Here is a 15,666-nt window from a genome sequence, read left to right on the forward strand (position 1 = left end):
TAAAGATGAATTGTTGTGGGGGGAATATCCATTGAAAACAAGTCTAGGATTGGTGTACGGCGGAAAGTCAGCTGAACACAATGTATCGCTTCAGACAGCACTTGCTGTAACAAAAGCGCTTAATACTGATAAGTTTGATATACATCCGATTTACATCACGGAAAAAGGAGAATGGCAAAGAGGTCCGCTTCTGACTGAACCGGTTTCCAACGTGAAAATGCTGCAGCTGGAACAAAATGGTGAAAGTTTCGCTCTTTCCGCATTGAACCGGGAAATGTTTCCTGAAGCGTCGGCTGATGAAAAGGCGCCGATTGACGTCGTTTTCCCGCTTCTCCACGGACCGAACGGTGAGGACGGCACGATCCAGGGCCTTCTTGAATTGCTGAACGTTCCTTATGTCGGCAACGGAGTGCTTGCGTCATCAGCGGGCATGGATAAAGTCATCATGAAGCATTTGTTCGCTCAAGCGGGGCTTCCGCAGGCGAAGTACGCCGCTTTCTTAAAAAAGGATTGGAAACAGACTCCGGACAGCTGCTTACAGCAGGTTGAAGAGGAACTGGGGTATCCATGCTTTGTCAAACCGGCGAACCTCGGTTCAAGTGTCGGAATCAGCAAATGCCGAAACCGCGAAGAGCTTGAAAAAGCCTTTGAACTGGCTTTTGAGTATGACCGGAAAATTGTTGTCGAAGAAGGAATCGCCGGCAGAGAAATTGAAATCGGCGTGCTCGGAAATGACGAACCGAAATGCTCCGCCGTCGGTGAAATCGCGCCAAAAACCGATTTTTACGACTACAAAGCGAAATACGAAGACGGCGACACGGATTTAATGATTCCCGCGCAAGTGACGGATGAACAATACGCGGAAATCAGCGAGATGGCGATTAAAGCCTTCAAAGCGATTGACGGCTCAGGCCTTGTCCGCGCCGATTTCTTCCTGACCAATGACGGTCAAGTGCTCATTAACGAAGTGAACACAATGCCGGGCTTTACGCCATTCAGCATGTTCCCGCTGCTATGGAAAGAAGCCGGCGTAGATTACAGTGATCTGATTGAACAGCTTGTTGAGCTGGCAAAAGAGCGCCATGCCGAGAAACAGCTGATTAAACATACATTTTAATGAAGACTGACACTGCCTGTAGGGGCAGTGTCTTTTCCCGTAACAGACAACATTTTTTAGAAAGCGAGGTGCCACCTTTGATAAAGCGAACTGTAAAACGAATCGCCGACATGGTCAAAGGCACACTGACAAATCCCGTATTTGAACAAACAATGATAGAGGGCGCCGCAACCGATACGCGGACTTTGGAAAAAAATCAGCTGTTCATCCCTTTAAAAGGCGAGCATTTTAACGGCCACACCTTTGTGCCGCAAGCCTTCGAAAAAGGCGTTTCCGCCGTATTGTGGGACCGCTCCGAACCAAATCCGCCGAAAGAGCGTGCTGTCATCCTTGTCGATGATACGCTGGAGGCGCTGCAAAAATTGGCAAAAGCTTATTTAGAAGAGCTCGGCACACGGGTCATCGGGGTGACCGGAAGCAACGGAAAAACGACAACAAAAGACATGCTTCACGCTGTCCTCGGCACTCAATACCGCGTTCACAAAACTGCCGGCAATTTTAACAACCATATCGGCCTGCCGCTGACCGTGCTTGCCATGCCTGAGGATACGGAAATTGCCGTTTTAGAAATGGGAATGAGCGCGAGAGGCGAAATTGATTTTCTGAGCCGCCTTGCTGAACCGGAAGCGGCCGTCATTACCAATATCGGCGAATCCCACATGCAGGATTTAGGCTCAAGAGAAGGAATTGCAGAGGCGAAACTTGAAATTATAAACGGACTTCGGGAAGACGGAGTGCTGTTTTATTTCGGGGATGAGCCGCTGCTGCGCGAGAAGGCGTACACTTGCCGGACAACGACATACGGCGAAGGTGCGGACAATGATCTCCGCTTGAAAGAAATAAAGCAGGCAGAAGAAGGCACATATTTCACTATCGACGGTATTGATCGTTCTTTCTTTATTCCCGTTCTCGGCCGGCATAATGTGATGAACGCCATGGGCGCATACGCCGCCGGCATCTATTTCGGCATTACGCCGGAAAATGCAGCTCTGGGACTGAGCCGCCTGAAGGTGACGGGAATGAGATTGGAACTGGTCAAAACGGAAAACGGCATCTCAATCGTAAACGACGCCTATAATGCGAGCCCGACGTCAATGAAAGCGGCGATCGAATTAATTGAAACGATGAAAGGCTATCGAAAGAAAATGCTTGTTCTCGGTGATATGCTTGAACTCGGTGATGAAGAAAAAGCATTCCACGAAGAATGCGGGGCCGCGATCAATCCGGCGGAAATCGACCATGTGTTTACTTACGGCACTCTCGGCGCATTCATTGCTGACGGAGCACGCAAACATTTTGAAGAGGGCCGCGTCAGCCATTATCTTGATAAAAAAGAACTGCTTGAGGCTATCCGGGAAAATGCCGCTTCAGGCGATCTCCTTCTGTTTAAAGCATCAAGAGGTATGAAGCTTGAAGAAACCGTTAAAGATTTATTAGAGAAGAACTGAAGAAATACTGATCAGCATCATAAAAATCCGCAAAAATGAAGAAACTAATTCAGGGTGAAATAATTCTGTCCGTATGAAAAAGAATTACCGACGGCTGGAAAATCCCGCCCGGAGCGGGGGCCGGCGTCATTTGCGGGAAGAATCCGGTCAGGCCGCTTCCGGCCGCCTGACCATCTCGCCTTATTGAAAAACACATAGTGTAATGGTAAGATTAAACGTAAAGTAATTCGGGCTTTGTATACGTATGATCCTGTCCTTTACATGGAAGGGCAGTTTTTAGTGGTAAATCACGACATTACTGAAACAGCAATCAGAAGGAGTTTGAATAATTTGACTATAACGTTTCAAGATTTCCAATTAAGTTCTGATCTCATGAAATCAATCAATCGTATGGGATTTGAAGAAGCAACACCGATTCAGGCACAAACGATTCCGCTCGGACTTTTAAATAAAGATGTCATCGGACAAGCGCAAACAGGTACAGGTAAAACAGCTGCGTTCGGTATACCCCTTGTTGAAAAAATGAACCCCGAGTCTCCTAATATTCAAGCAATCGTAATCGCGCCAACCCGTGAATTAGCCATTCAAGTATCTGAAGAGTTATATAAAATCGGACAAGATAAGCGTGCGAAAGTGCTGCCTATTTACGGCGGTCAGGATATCGGACGTCAAATCCGCGCATTGAAGAAAAACCCGCATATCATCGTAGGTACGCCGGGACGTCTTCTTGACCATATCAACCGCCGCACGATCCGTTTAAACAACGTGAACACGGTTGTCATGGATGAGGCAGATGAAATGCTGAACATGGGATTCATTGATGATATCGAATCTATTCTCTCAAACGTGCCGAGCGAGCACCAAACGCTCTTATTCTCAGCAACAATGCCTGCGCCGATCAAACGGATCGCAGAGCGTTTCATGACTGAGCCGGAGCACGTAAAAGTAAAAGCGAAAGAAATGACTGTATCAAACATCCAGCAGTTCTACTTGGAAGTGCAAGAACGCAAAAAATTCGACACGCTGACTCGTCTTCTTGACATTCAGTCTCCGGAACTTGCGATCGTATTCGGCCGTACAAAACGCCGTGTTGACGAATTAGCGGAAGCTCTGAACCTTCGCGGATATGCGGCTGAAGGAATTCACGGCGACTTAACGCAGGCGAAGCGTATGGTAGCGCTCCGCAAGTTTAAAGAAGGTGCGATCGAAGTGCTTGTAGCGACTGACGTTGCTGCCCGCGGACTTGATATCTCAGGCGTTACCCACGTGTACAACTTTGACGTGCCTCAAGATCCTGAAAGCTACGTTCACCGTATCGGAAGAACGGGCCGCGCAGGAAAAACGGGTATGGCGATGACGTTTATCACACCGCGTGAGAAAAGCATGCTTCGCGCGATTGAACAGACGACAAAACGCAAAATGGACCGCATGAAAGAGCCGACGCTTGACGAAGCATTAGAAGGACAGCAGCAGGTGACGGTTGACCGTCTGCGCACGACGATCAGCGAAAACAACCTGAACTTCTACATGACGGCAGCTGCGGAACTGTTAGAAGATCATGATGCAGTGACAGTTGTGGCTGCAGCCATTAAAATGGCGACTAAAGAGCCGGACAGCACGCCTGTACGCCTCACTGATGAAGCGCCGATGGTCAGCAAACGCTATAAAAACCAGCGTACTTCTAAGCGCAGAGACGGCCAAGGCGGCGGCTACCGCGGCGGTAAAGGGAAAAGCAGCAACCGTTCTTCCTACGATAAAAAACGTTCAAACGACCGCCGTTCTTCAGGTGACAGACGCCAGAAAAAATCATACTAAGACACAGAAAGCGGACCCTTCTATGGGGTCCGCTTTTTTTCGATATGCCGGAAAGTGAATCTTTTTTGCAAATCAGCCGTATTTGTATGTATGATAAAAAATGGGAGGTAGGTATATTGAGAGCACAGCCAAAAAATCGAATCAGTCCAAGCGGCTTAAAAGTCTGGCGTCTTCAGGAAGTCATCTTGTCCGCCGTTTGTCTTCTAGCGGTCATAACAGCAGCTGTTTTAAGCCATTTCTTCCATTGGCCGTATTGGATCACGGGAGTCCTCGGCATCATTTGGATTATCGGGTCAGTGATATCCATCTATGCCATACCGAAAATCAGGCACAGGATATGGCGTTATGAAGTCCATGAAAATGAAATTGATATTCAATCCGGCATTTTTATTGTCAAACGGGTCATTGTGCCGATGGTGAGGGTGCAGCACGTAGACACTTCACAAGGCCCGCTCCTCAGAAAATACCAGCTGGCCTCAGTCAAAATCTCCACGGCGGCAACCGTTCATTCCATTCCGGCGCTTGATATGGAGGAAGCTGACCGGCTGAGGGATTCCATTTCCCGTCTGGCAAGGGTGACGGAAGATGATGTCTGAACCGAAACGTCTGCACCCGGCGGCCGTGATTTTGAACTTATTCCATATTATTATCGAAACCATTAAAAACATTATTCTTCCTTTTTTTCTCGTCTATATCGTCAATTCCAACCATTTCATCCGCTTTTATGGCGGCATTGCGCTCGCCGTTCTGCTGATCTGGCTGATTACGGCAAGTGTGATCGAGTGGAGGAAGTTCACGTATCGGATTGAAGACGGAGAATTCAGGATTGAAGAAGGCTTATTTTTTACGAAAAAAAGATACATCTCCATTGACCGGATTCAATCAATGAATACGAGTGCCGGCGTCGTTCAGCAGCTTTTTAAGCTTGTGAAGCTGCAAATTGAAACGGCCGGCGACGGGAAAAATGCCGAGGCCGTCTTATCCGCCATTACGGTGGACGAGGCGGAACGGATCAGAGCGGCTGTTTTTCAGCAAAAAGCCGAGCAAGAAGAGCACCGGGAAACTGCAGCGGAGCAGGAGCCCGTGCGTGAGGATGATGTGCAATCCGTCTACCGCCTGTCTTTAGGTGAGCTGCTCATGGCCGCCTCAACATCCGGAGGAATCGGTGTCATCATCTCAGCGGTATTCGCCCTCATTTCTCAGATTGATGAAGTATTTCCGATGGACTGGCTCTATGACAGATTTTCTTTTCTCAAGCATGCGAGCATCAGCATTTACGCCGTGATCATTTTCGTGGGTTTGTTCATCGCCTGGCTGTTAAGCATCGCCGGTATGATGATCAAGCATGCGAACTTTAAAATAGAGAAAAAGGAACATGAATTGGTCATTACCAGAGGAATTATTGAAAAGCATCAAGTGACGATGCCGCTCCGTAAAATCCAAGCCATCAAAATTAAAGAAAATGTCATCAGACAGTTATTCGGCTACGCGACGGTTGCGATTGTCAGCGCCGGCAGTGCGGGGAATGAGAAAGAAGGAGCTCAGACGATTCTGTTTCCGATCATCCGCAAATCAAGGCTCGGTGTGATGCTCAAGGATTTCACCCCGGATTACGTGCTGGACGAAAATCGGCATCATTTGCCGAAGAGATCGCTGCGCCGATATTTATTCCGCTCCGTAATCTTCTCGGTTTTCGTGATCATTCCGCTTTGTATTCTGTTTAAACCGTGGGGATATGCATCGCTTCTTGTGCTTCCCGCCGAACTGGTGCTGGGCTATGCCTCGTTTAGGAGTGCGTCATGGTGCTTAAACGGCGGCCGGCTGCAGATCACCACGAGGCTGATCGGGAAGACGACCACGATTATGCTGAGAAGAAGAATGCAGATGTTCGAAGTCAGCCGATCCTTTCTGCAAAAAAGAAGACGGCTCGCATCCGTGGCTACAGCGGTGAAATCAGCTCACCATATGGAGCATGTCATGCTGAGGGATGTCAGCGAGGAAGATGCCGAACGCATCGGGCGATGGTATTCATATGAAAAAGCGGACGGTTAATACCGCCGCTTTTTTTGCTGCACGCATAAAAAAGAAAGCAAAAATCCGCCTGCCAGTCCGAACAAATGCGCCATAATGTTAATATTAGAATTGATAAACGTCGACAGTACCGCAATGACAAGCAGGGTCATAATCATTTTCGACTGGTCCCGGCCGATCAGCTCCTTGCGGAAAACAGTCAGAAACACATACACGCCGAAAAGTCCGAAGATCGCCCCTGATGCGCCGACATGCACATAATCAAGCGGTTCGACAAGATACGTGCCGATATTGCCGATGATGCCTGATGCGATGTACACAATCAGAAAGCGGACTTTTCCGAGCATTTGCTCAAGCGGGGGCGCGAATAAAAAGAGAGACATGGAGTTAAACAGAAGGTGGGTGAAATTCGCGTGTAAAAACATCGGTGTCACCAGCCGCCACCATTCTCCTTCGGCAACGCCGTAATTATAGCCGGTCACTGCATCTGACCACATCATGACGGAATGAAGCGGCAGGCTGAAAAACAGCCACAAGAACGCCTGCAGCGCCAAAATACAGCTGACGGCCGGATAACGTCTGATAAAAGTCTGGAAATTTTCCGTTCGTATAAACATCGCAAGCCCCTTTGCATCTGATTTGTTACATATATAGTAACACGTTTATGACATAAACCGTTTTTTAGTACGGACTTTTAGGAGGAATTCACATGATTTTCGGAATCGGAATCGACATCGTTGAACTGCACAGAATTGAAAACATGCTCAGCCGGCAGACGAGGTTTCCGCAAAGAATATTGACGGAGGCTGAATACGCCCGTTTTACACAGCTGTCAGACAAAAGGAAAATTGAATTTCTCGCGGGAAGGTTTGCGGCAAAAGAAGCCTTTTCGAAAGCATACGGCACAGGTATCGGCAAAGAGCTCAGTTTTCAGGATATTGAAATCGGGAAGGACCCGGCGGGAAAGCCTGTGCTGACCTGTGCCAAGCTGGACGGCGCGGCACTTCACGTCTCCATTACCCATACAAAAGAATACGCTGCGGCGCAGGTCGTGATTGAAAGGTTGTCACGCTAGTCTGCATATTAGCCGAAACCCCTTCATATATTTGATAGTGCATTAAGGGAGACAAGTTGTTTGAGGCTTTTATGGTACGCGTCCGGCCGTTCAGGGCGTACCGTTAAAGTCAAACAAGCGATTTCTTCCCTTTACATCAATTGAGAAGAAGGGGTTGAAAAAAGGTGAGAAAAAGCTTTGTTTTGCTTTTAACGGGACTGCTTGCCGTCCTTATTCTTTCGGCCTGCGGCCAAAAATCACAGGAAGATATTGTGAACGGTTTAGATAAGAAGGCGAAAGAATACACCTCGTACAAGGCGAAAGCCAAAATGACCATTCAAACGGGGAGTGATCCGCAAGTATACAATGTGGAAATCTGGCATAAAAAACCTTCCCTGTACCGGGTCTATCTGGAAAATCCGAAAAAAGACCAAAACCAAGTCATTTTACGGAACGCTAACGGAGTATTTGTCCTCACGCCGTCTTTAAATAAGAGCTTCAGATTCCAAAGCGACTGGCCGAATAACAGCAGTCAAGTATATTTGTTCGAGTCACTTGTAAAAGATGTGCAAAGTGACAAAGACGCCGTCTATTCCGCCAAGGATAAAAAGTACACTTTTGAAACGAAAACAAACTATCAGCACAACAAAATGCTGCCGACGCAAGAAATCACTTTCAACAAAAAGGACATGAGCCCGTCGCTCGTCAAAGTCATGGATACAGACCGGAAAGTGATGGTGAAAGTCGAATTCAAAAGCTTTGAATTCAACAAACCGTTTGACAAAGATTCTTTTGACGAGAAGAAAAATATGACGCTCTCCCAGATGGACGTCGCCACAAGCGCCAAGCCGTCTGATTCATTTGCGGTAAAAACTCCGCTTCAATTGCCGGCCGGCGTCAAAAAGCTTGAAGAAAAAGATATTTCAACAGCGGACGGCAAACGGATCGTCATGACATACGGCGGGGAAAAATCATTCACGCTCATTCAAGAAAAAGCCCAAATCGCAAAAGCCGCCTCTGCCGTCACGCTGAACGGCGAACCGGTTAATCTCGGCTTCACGGTCGCCGCGCTGTCTGATACGTCTTTAACGTGGACATATGACGGAGTCGATTACCTCCTGTCATCGAAGGATCTTACCAAAGATGAAATGGTGGCAGCCGCCAAAAGCATGCAGGGACAGTCATCAAAATAACGTCAAAAAAGAGGCCGCCGCTGTCGGTCTCTTTCTTTTTTTGATTTCACTTTGCAGAATAATTTTAGTATGATAATAACAATATGGATTGAAAATAATGCTAGGAAGTGTATCGAGTGAACACAGCATCCTTTTACAGAGATACGTGGGCGGAAATCAACCTGTCTGCGATTAAAGAAAATATTACACATATGAAAAAACACATCGGCGAAAACGTCCATCTCATGGCGGTTGTAAAGGCGAACGCGTATGGCCACGGAGATTTGGAAGTCGGGAAAGCCGCGCTTGAAGCGGGTGCCTCTTGTCTTGCCGTTGCCATACTGGATGAAGCGATCTCATTGAGAAAACGTGGCATTACAGCGCCGATTCTCGTGCTTGGCGCCGTGCCGCCCGAATATGTACAAGCAGCTGCCGAATATGACGTAACACTGACGGGGTATTCTGTTGAATGGCTTCAGGAAGCTGCACGCCACCTCGGAAGTGAAACAGTGCCGTTTCACCTGAAAGTCGATACCGGCATGAACAGACTCGGGGTCAAAACGGAGGAAGAAATCCAAAGCGTATTAAAAATCCTCAGCCAAAACCCGGGTTTAGTCTGTAAAGGCGTTTTTACCCATTTTGCTACCGCGGATGAAAAAAACAGGGATTATTTCCTTTTCCAATTTGAGCGCTTTAAAAAATTGATTGCTCCGCTTCCGTTAAAGGAATTGATGGTGCATTGCGCGAACAGCGCTGCCGGCCTTCGTCTTAAAAAAGGCTTCTTTAACGCGGTTCGTTTCGGCATCAGTATGTACGGGCTTCGTCCTTCTGCCGACATTCAAAATGAAATTCCATTTCAATTAAAGCCGGCTTTTACGCTGCACTCTGTTTTATCCCATGTGAAAAAGATCCGCAAAGGGGAAAGCGTCAGCTACGGCGCAACATATACGGCAGAGAAGGATCAATGGATCGGGACCGTTCCCATCGGCTATGCAGACGGCTGGCTCCGCAAGCTGAGCGGTACGGCCGTGCTGATCGACGGCAAACGGATGAATATTGCTGGAAGAATCTGCATGGACCAATTGATGGTAGAACTGGACCAATCTTATCCGCCGGGCACCAAAGTCACCCTGATCGGCAGCCAGAAGGAAGAAACGATCACGATGGACGAAATCGCCGGGCGGCTTGAGACGATTAATTACGAGATCCCTTGTACGATTAGTTCCCGCGTTCCCCGTATGTTTTTGGAAAATGAGAGTATAATGGAAGTAAGAAATCCTTTACTGCAAGAAAATACAAGTAAGTAACCGTCATCCGGAAAAAGAGAATTTATAAAACAGCTTTGCTTGACGTTTGAATAATGGTATCATTATGTCTGGATGGATAATTGGTCGTATCCGTAAGTTTGGTGGAGGTGTATGTTTTTTGTCTGAATCCAGCGCAAGAACCGAAATGAAAATCAGCTTGCCTGAAAACTTAGTAGCTGAATTGGATGGTGTAGCGATGCGGGAGAAACGAAGCAGAAACGAACTGATATCACAGGCAGTGAGAGCGTATGTCAGCGAACGGACAACTCGCCATAACCGTGATTTGATGAGACGCGGGTATATGGAAATGGCGAAAATCAACTTGAATATTTCTTCTGAGGCTCACTATGCTGAGTGCGAAGCAGAAACGACGGTTGAGCGCTTAGTCAGCGGAGGATAATCATTTTGATTGTAAAGCGCGGCGATGTTTATTTTGCTGATTTATCTCCTGTTGTTGGCTCAGAGCAAGGCGGCGTACGCCCGGTTTTAGTGATCCAAAATGATATCGGAAATCGCTTTAGCCCAACTGCTATTGTTGCAGCCATAACAGCCCAAATACAGAAAGCGAAATTACCAACCCACGTCGAAATTGATGCAAAACGCTACGGTTTTGAAAGAGATTCCGTTATTTTGCTGGAGCAAATTCGGACGATTGACAAGCAAAGATTAACGGATAAAATAACTCATCTGGATGATGAAATGATGGATAAGGTTGATGAAGCCCTGCAAATCAGTTTGGCACTCATTGATTTTTAGTCATATTTTTCTAGTTGCTCATATAGAGCAACTTTTTTTGTTTTCGAAAAACATTAGCGCTATAATAAAGAGATAATCAAACAAAATATGTTGTTTTGTGTCGGGAGGTCAGCGAAACCCATGTCGAATCAGAAAGTGTATCAGTTCATTATTGATCAGCATGATGAACTGCTTGATACTTGGACAGCCAAATTAAAAGAAGTAGGCAATCAGGAAGATTATCAGCTTACGTATCACATATCCGAAAATATCTGCAAAGACTATATAGACATTCTTTTATTATCGACAAAAGATGACGAGGCTGCGGAAGAGCAGATCAGCCAGCTCGCACTGCGCGCCGTTCAGCTCGGCCTGTCATTGAAGCTTCTTTCAGTCACCCTGTCAGAGTTTTGGAAGCTGCTTTACGAAACGATGGTTGACCATGAGATGGCCGATCATGACAGAGCAGAACTGATCTTGGAAATAGACAGCTTTTTCAGCCCGATCAACACGGAAATTTTAAATCAGTATTCCATCTCTTGGGAAAAAACAGTTTCTCTGCAAAAAATCGCGCTGCAGGAACTGTCGGCTCCGCTGATCCCAGTATTTGAGCATGTAACCGTCATGCCGCTTGTCGGGACGATTGATACGGAGCGTGCGAAACAAATCATGGAAAATCTGTTAAACGGCGTCGTAAAGCACCGTTCACAAGTTGTCTTAATTGACATTACGGGCGTGCCGGTCGTTGATACGATGGTGGCGCACCACATTATCCAAGCATCAGAAGCGGTGCGGCTTGTCGGCGCGAAATGCCTGCTCGTCGGAATCCGTCCGGAAATCGCGCAGACGATCGTTAACCTGGGAATTGATTTGTCGCAGGTTATTACGAAGAATACCCTTCAAAAAGGAATTCAAACAGCGCTTGAAATGACAAATCGAAAAATCGTTTCATTGGGGGAATAACATTGTGAGACATCCAAAAATCCCGATTCTGAAACTGTATAACTGCTTATTGGTATCCATCCAATGGGAGCTTGACGACCAGACTGCTCTGCATTTTCAAGAAGACCTGCTGAACAAAATCTATGAAACTGGCGCAAACGGGGTCGTCATTGACCTGACATCCGTCGACATGATCGATTCATTTATTGCGAAAGTGCTTGGCGATGTCATTACCATGTCAAAATTGATGGGCGCAAAGGTCGTATTGACAGGAATTCAGCCAGCTGTAGCGGTCACATTGATTGAACTTGGAATCTCACTTGAGGAAATCGAAACGGCGCTCGACTTAGAGCAGGGGCTTGAGACATTGAAGCGGGAATTGGGGGAATAGCGATGAACGACCAATCCTGTGTGAAAATCATGACAGAATGGGATATCGTAGCCGCCAGACAGCTTGGCCGCAACGTTGCGAAGGAATTAGGCTTCGGCACGGTGGATCAGGCCAGAATCACGACGGCTATCTCAGAATTGGCCAGAAATATCTACTTATATGCCGGCAAAGGCCAGGTCAGCATAGAACAAGTAAACGACAGAGGAAAAAAAGGCCTTAAAATCATAGCAGAAGACAAAGGACCCGGAATCGCGGACATCCGTAAAGTGATGGAAGACGGCTTTTCAACGTCAGGCGGATTGGGAGCGGGCCTTCCGGGCGTGAAAAGGCTGATGGACGAATTCAGCCTGCAATCTGTTGCGGAGGAAGGAACAGAGATTCAAGCCGTGAAATGGCTTCGGTAGGAGGTTAGAACGTGGATTTCAGGGAGGTTATAGAGCAGCGGTACCATCAGCTGCTTAGCCGTTATATAGCCGAATTAACAGAAACATCTTTATATCAAGCACAAAAATTCAGCCGAAAAACGATTGAACATCAAGTTCCCCCGGAGGAAATTATCAGCATCCACCGGAAAGTAGTAAAAGAACTTTATCCGGATCTGCCGGAAGATGTTTTTCATTCGCTGGATTTTTTAATAGAAGTCATGATTGGTTACGGGATGGCTTATCAGGAGCACCAAAGTCTGAGAGATATCCAGCAGGAGATTCGTTCAGAAATTGAAATTGCCGCAAATGTTCAGCAGACGCTGCTCGGCACAAAAATTCCTGAGGAAGAAGAGCTGGATATCGGGGCGATCAGCGTTCCCGCCAAACAGATGAGCGGGGACTATTATCACTTTGTCAAAGACAAGGAATCGATTAACATCGCGATAGCCGATGTCATTGGAAAAGGAATACCCGCCGCATTGTGCATGTCGATGATTAAGTATGCCATGGACTCTCTTCCGGAGATCGGCATTCACCCCTCCCAAGTGCTGAAAAATCTTAACCGCGTTGTAGAACAGAACGTGGATTCAAGCATGTTTATCACCATGTTTTACGCAAACTACAATATGAAAAGCCACCAATTTACCTATGCTTCTGCGGGGCATGAACCGGGCTTCTACTACTCTGAAAAAGAAAAAAAGTTTAATGACCTGGAGGCAAAAGGATTGGTGCTCGGAATTTCTCAGGATTTTGATTACAGCCAATATGAACAGCACCTGGACGAAGGAGACATGATCGTTCTTTTTTCTGACGGCGTCACCGAATGCCGTACCGAAAACGGTTTCCTGGAGCGCGGCGACATTCAGCGCATGCTGGAAGAACATATGGACTGCTCCGCGCAGGATATGGTCAAAAATATTTACGACAGCCTGCTGAGACTCCAGGATTTTCAGCTTCATGACGATTTTACGTTAATTGTTCTGAAAAGAAAGGTTTAGAAAAACGGCAGCACGGGTAAAAAGCCATTAGCACGAGTAAGGATAACTTTCAGAGGTGATACGATGAATTTAACAGTAGATATGAAGGAAAATCTTTCAGATATACAAATCAATATCGCCGGAGAAATTGATGTATACTCAGCTCCGGTGGTTCGTGAAAAGCTGATGCCCCTGGCTAACGAGGGGAAAAACATGAGAATCTGCTTAAAAGATGTGAACTATATGGACAGTACGGGTTTAGGCATTTTTGTAGGCGTGTTTAAAACGGTGAGCAAGGAAGGCGGTTCTTTGAAGCTTGAGAATCTTTCCGAAAGGCTCGTCCGTCTGTTTGAAATTACGGGGCTTAAGGACATCATCGATATTTCGGCAAAGTCAGAAGGTGGCGTGCAATGAGTACATCAGTTGATTATATAGAGATGAAAATTCCGGCCGAACCGGAATATGTAGGAATCGTCAGGCTTACGTTATCAGGTGTGGCCAGCAGAATGGGCTATACCTATGATGACATTGTAGATTTGAAAATCGCTGTCAGTGAAGCTTGTACAAACGCTGTCCAGCATGCATACAAAGATGAGAATAAGGGAGAAGTATCCGTGCGGTTCGGTGTGTTTGAGGATCGGCTGGAGGTCATTGTCGCCGATCAGGGAGACAGCTTTGATTTTGATCAAAAGCAGCAGGATCTCGGGCCGTACACACCTTCGCACACAGTCGATCAATTGTCAGAAGGAGGGCTCGGTCTATATTTAATGGAAACGCTCATGGATGAAGTCAAAGTTCAAAGCAACTCTGGCGTAACCGTTGCGATGACAAAGTATTTAAATGGGGAGCGAGTTGATCATGGCACAACCATCAAAAACTACGAAACTAACTAAAGATGAAGTTGATCGGCTCATACTCGACTTTCAAATACATGATAATAAAGAAGCCCAGGAAACACTTGTCGAGGTGTATACCAATCTCGTCGAAATGCTGGCAAAGAAATATTCAAAAGGAAAAAGCTTTCACGAAGATCTCCGCCAGGTCGGGATGATCGGGCTTCTCGGTGCCATTAAACGGTATGATCCCGAGGTCGGCAAATCCTTTGAAGCATTTGCAATCCCGACCATCATTGGTGAGATCAAACGCTTCCTCAGAGATAAAACATGGAGCGTACATGTTCCGAGACGGATTAAAGAACTCGGCCCCCGCATAAAAATGGCGGTGGATCAGCTGACGACAGAGACACAGCGGTCGCCGAAAGTCGAAGAAATCGCGGCCTTTCTCGATGTATCAGAAGAGGAAGTGCTGGAAACGATGGAGATGGGAAAAAGCTATCAGGCGCTGTCTGTCGATCACAGCATCGAAGCGGATGCGGACGGAAGCACCGTCACGATTCTTGATATCGTCGGTTCGCAGGAGGAAGGATACGAACGCGTCAACCAGCAGATGATGATCAAAAGCGTGCTTCATGTGCTGTCCGACCGCGAAAAACAAATTATCGATCTAACTTTTGTGCAAAATAAAAGCCAAAAAGAAACAGGGGACATTCTCGGAATATCTCAAATGCACGTCTCGCGCCTGCAGCGGAAAGCGGTGAAAAAACTGAGAGAGGCCTTGATTGGAGATCCCTCCATGGAGCTAATGTAATGATTCAGGTTGAAGAAAATGAACATGTGCAAACTCTTGTATACCAATTAAATAAAGAAGGCAAGTCCATATGCGGCGACAGCTTTTTTATAAAGGCGAATGAAGAGGAATTAGTCTGCGCGGTAGCGGACGGTCTCGGCAGCGGATCTCTTGCCAACGAATCTTCGTCAGCCATTAAAGACATCGTAAAGACGTATGCAGATGAGGATGTGGAAAGCATCATTGAGCGCTGCAATCAAGCGATGAGAAACAAAAGAGGGGCGACTGCCTCCATCTTAAAATTCAATTTCACCAAAAGGGAACTGACATACTGTTCGATCGGGAACGTCCGTTTCTTTCTGCATTCCCCATCAGGCGAAGTCTTTCATCCGCTGCCGATTTCGGGCTACCTTTCAGGCAAACCGCAGAAGTACAAAACGTATACCTCATCATATGAAAAAGGGGCAACATTCATCATCTATACAGATGGGCTGGAGGTTCCGCATATCCGCACCTGCTTAAAGCAGGGACACTCAATAGAAGATATATCAAAATCACTTCATCCGTACACAACATCCAGACGTGATGATTTGACCTATATTCTCGGGCAGCTTTTATCGTAAGGC

The 15,666-nt window shown here is 46.8% G+C and carries 19 protein-coding genes; 18 read left to right on the forward strand and 1 reads right to left on the reverse strand.

The genetic code is table 11. The features are described from left to right. The first annotated feature begins 31 nt into the window (after window positions 1-31). From MHH91_RS02385 to MHH91_RS02405, 5 genes are all read left to right on the forward strand, one after another. Window positions 32-1,117, forward strand: coding sequence for a D-alanine--D-alanine ligase (locus MHH91_RS02385; protein WP_013351087.1), 1,086 nt, complete (start codon window positions 32-34; stop codon window positions 1,115-1,117). 77 nt (window positions 1,118-1,194) lie between these two features. Next, on the forward strand, window positions 1,195-2,565 hold the full coding sequence (locus MHH91_RS02390) for a UDP-N-acetylmuramoyl-tripeptide--D-alanyl-D-alanine ligase (RefSeq protein ID WP_014469783.1): 1,371 nt from the start codon (window positions 1,195-1,197) through the stop codon (window positions 2,563-2,565). A gap of 330 nt (window positions 2,566-2,895) precedes the next feature. Continuing rightward, complete coding sequence (gene cshA, locus MHH91_RS02395; protein WP_014469785.1) at window positions 2,896-4,380, forward strand: degradosome RNA helicase CshA; 1,485 nt, start codon at window positions 2,896-2,898, stop codon at window positions 4,378-4,380. A 116-nt stretch (window positions 4,381-4,496) separates the two neighbouring features. Next, on the forward strand, window positions 4,497-4,976 hold the full coding sequence (locus MHH91_RS02400) for a PH domain-containing protein (RefSeq protein WP_013351090.1): 480 nt from the start codon (window positions 4,497-4,499) through the stop codon (window positions 4,974-4,976). Then, window positions 4,966-6,432: a PH domain-containing protein gene (locus MHH91_RS02405; RefSeq protein WP_013351091.1), complete on the forward strand. Its 1,467-nt coding sequence runs from the start codon at window positions 4,966-4,968 to the stop codon at window positions 6,430-6,432. Before MHH91_RS02400 ends, MHH91_RS02405 begins: the two co-directional genes overlap by 11 nt. Here the strand turns inward: MHH91_RS02405 and MHH91_RS02410 are convergent. Then, window positions 6,429-7,028, reverse strand: a complete 600-nt coding sequence (locus MHH91_RS02410; protein WP_013351092.1) for a rhomboid family intramembrane serine protease — start codon at window positions 7,026-7,028, stop codon at window positions 6,429-6,431. The two genes, MHH91_RS02405 and MHH91_RS02410, sit on opposite strands and share 4 nt — an antisense overlap. Window positions 7,029-7,120: 92 nt before the next feature. On the opposite strand from MHH91_RS02410, the gene acpS reads away from it, so the two are divergent. From acpS to MHH91_RS02475, 13 genes are all read left to right on the forward strand, one after another. Continuing rightward, complete coding sequence (gene acpS / locus MHH91_RS02415) at window positions 7,121-7,486, forward strand: holo-ACP synthase (protein WP_013351093.1); 366 nt, start codon at window positions 7,121-7,123, stop codon at window positions 7,484-7,486. A gap of 164 nt (window positions 7,487-7,650) precedes the next feature. Continuing rightward, complete coding sequence (locus MHH91_RS02420) at window positions 7,651-8,658, forward strand: LolA family protein (protein ID WP_013351094.1); 1,008 nt, start codon at window positions 7,651-7,653, stop codon at window positions 8,656-8,658. A gap of 116 nt (window positions 8,659-8,774) precedes the next feature. After that, window positions 8,775-9,944, forward strand: coding sequence for an alanine racemase (gene alr, locus MHH91_RS02425; RefSeq protein ID WP_013351095.1), 1,170 nt, complete (start codon window positions 8,775-8,777; stop codon window positions 9,942-9,944). A gap of 118 nt (window positions 9,945-10,062) precedes the next feature. Further along, window positions 10,063-10,344 carry a type II toxin-antitoxin system antitoxin EndoAI gene (gene endB, locus MHH91_RS02430; RefSeq protein WP_003156188.1) on the forward strand — a complete coding sequence of 94 codons (282 nt, stop codon included), beginning with the start codon at window positions 10,063-10,065 and terminating at the stop codon, window positions 10,342-10,344. A 5-nt stretch (window positions 10,345-10,349) separates the two neighbouring features. Then, complete coding sequence (gene ndoA, locus MHH91_RS02435) at window positions 10,350-10,700, forward strand: type II toxin-antitoxin system endoribonuclease NdoA (protein WP_003156187.1); 351 nt, start codon at window positions 10,350-10,352, stop codon at window positions 10,698-10,700. Between the two features lie 120 nt (window positions 10,701-10,820). Next, the gene (locus MHH91_RS02440; protein ID WP_013351096.1) at window positions 10,821-11,642 is read left to right on the forward strand and encodes an STAS domain-containing protein; all 822 of its coding nucleotides are present in this window, start codon (window positions 10,821-10,823) and stop codon (window positions 11,640-11,642) included. Window positions 11,643-11,646: 4 nt separating this feature from the next. Further along, complete coding sequence (rsbS, locus tag MHH91_RS02445; RefSeq protein ID WP_003156180.1) at window positions 11,647-12,012, forward strand: RsbT antagonist protein RsbS; 366 nt, start codon at window positions 11,647-11,649, stop codon at window positions 12,010-12,012. 2 nt (window positions 12,013-12,014) lie between these two features. Further along, entirely contained in the window at window positions 12,015-12,416 is a 402-nt protein-coding gene (locus MHH91_RS02450) for an anti-sigma regulatory factor (RefSeq protein ID WP_013351097.1), read from the forward strand. An 11-nt stretch (window positions 12,417-12,427) separates the two neighbouring features. Beyond that, the gene (locus tag MHH91_RS02455) at window positions 12,428-13,435 is read left to right on the forward strand and encodes a PP2C family protein-serine/threonine phosphatase (protein ID WP_013351098.1); all 1,008 of its coding nucleotides are present in this window, start codon (window positions 12,428-12,430) and stop codon (window positions 13,433-13,435) included. 63 nt (window positions 13,436-13,498) lie between these two features. Beyond that, complete coding sequence (locus MHH91_RS02460; protein WP_014469786.1) at window positions 13,499-13,828, forward strand: anti-sigma factor antagonist; 330 nt, start codon at window positions 13,499-13,501, stop codon at window positions 13,826-13,828. After that, on the forward strand, window positions 13,825-14,307 hold the full coding sequence (gene rsbW, locus MHH91_RS02465; protein WP_013351100.1) for an anti-sigma B factor RsbW: 483 nt from the start codon (window positions 13,825-13,827) through the stop codon (window positions 14,305-14,307). The genes MHH91_RS02460 and rsbW overlap by 4 nt, the downstream gene beginning before the upstream one ends. Next, a complete protein-coding gene (gene sigB / locus MHH91_RS02470; RefSeq protein WP_013351101.1) occupies window positions 14,273-15,061 on the forward strand; it encodes an RNA polymerase sigma factor SigB in 789 nt (262 codons plus the stop codon). The genes rsbW and sigB overlap by 35 nt, the downstream gene beginning before the upstream one ends. Then, on the forward strand, window positions 15,061-15,663 hold the full coding sequence (locus MHH91_RS02475) for a PP2C family serine/threonine-protein phosphatase (RefSeq protein WP_014469787.1): 603 nt from the start codon (window positions 15,061-15,063) through the stop codon (window positions 15,661-15,663). The genes sigB and MHH91_RS02475 overlap by 1 nt, the downstream gene beginning before the upstream one ends. The last annotated feature ends 3 nt before the right edge of the window (window positions 15,664-15,666 follow it).

The organism is Bacillus sp. FSL K6-2819 (assembly GCF_038008305.1).
Taxonomy (GTDB): Bacteria; Bacillota; Bacilli; order Bacillales; family Bacillaceae; genus Bacillus; species Bacillus amyloliquefaciens.

What these genes read in the sequence shown, in the direction of transcription:
- MHH91_RS02405 (WP_013351091.1), top strand. Translation starts at nt 4,966, where the DNA reads ATGATGTCTGAACCGAAACGTCTGCACCCGGCGGCCGTGATTTTGAAC.
- MHH91_RS02410 (WP_013351092.1), bottom strand. Translation starts at nt 7,028, where the DNA reads ATGTTTATACGAACGGAAAATTTCCAGACTTTTATCAGACGTTATCCG.
- acpS (WP_013351093.1), top strand. Translation starts at nt 7,121, where the DNA reads ATGATTTTCGGAATCGGAATCGACATCGTTGAACTGCACAGAATTGAA.
- MHH91_RS02440 (WP_013351096.1), top strand. Translation starts at nt 10,821, where the DNA reads ATGTCGAATCAGAAAGTGTATCAGTTCATTATTGATCAGCATGATGAA.
- MHH91_RS02450 (WP_013351097.1), top strand. Translation starts at nt 12,015, where the DNA reads ATGAACGACCAATCCTGTGTGAAAATCATGACAGAATGGGATATCGTA.
- MHH91_RS02460 (WP_014469786.1), top strand. Translation starts at nt 13,499, where the DNA reads ATGAATTTAACAGTAGATATGAAGGAAAATCTTTCAGATATACAAATC.
- rsbW (WP_013351100.1), top strand. Translation starts at nt 13,825, where the DNA reads ATGAGTACATCAGTTGATTATATAGAGATGAAAATTCCGGCCGAACCG.
- sigB (WP_013351101.1), top strand. Translation starts at nt 14,273, where the DNA reads ATGGCACAACCATCAAAAACTACGAAACTAACTAAAGATGAAGTTGAT.
- MHH91_RS02475 (WP_014469787.1), top strand. Translation starts at nt 15,061, where the DNA reads ATGATTCAGGTTGAAGAAAATGAACATGTGCAAACTCTTGTATACCAA.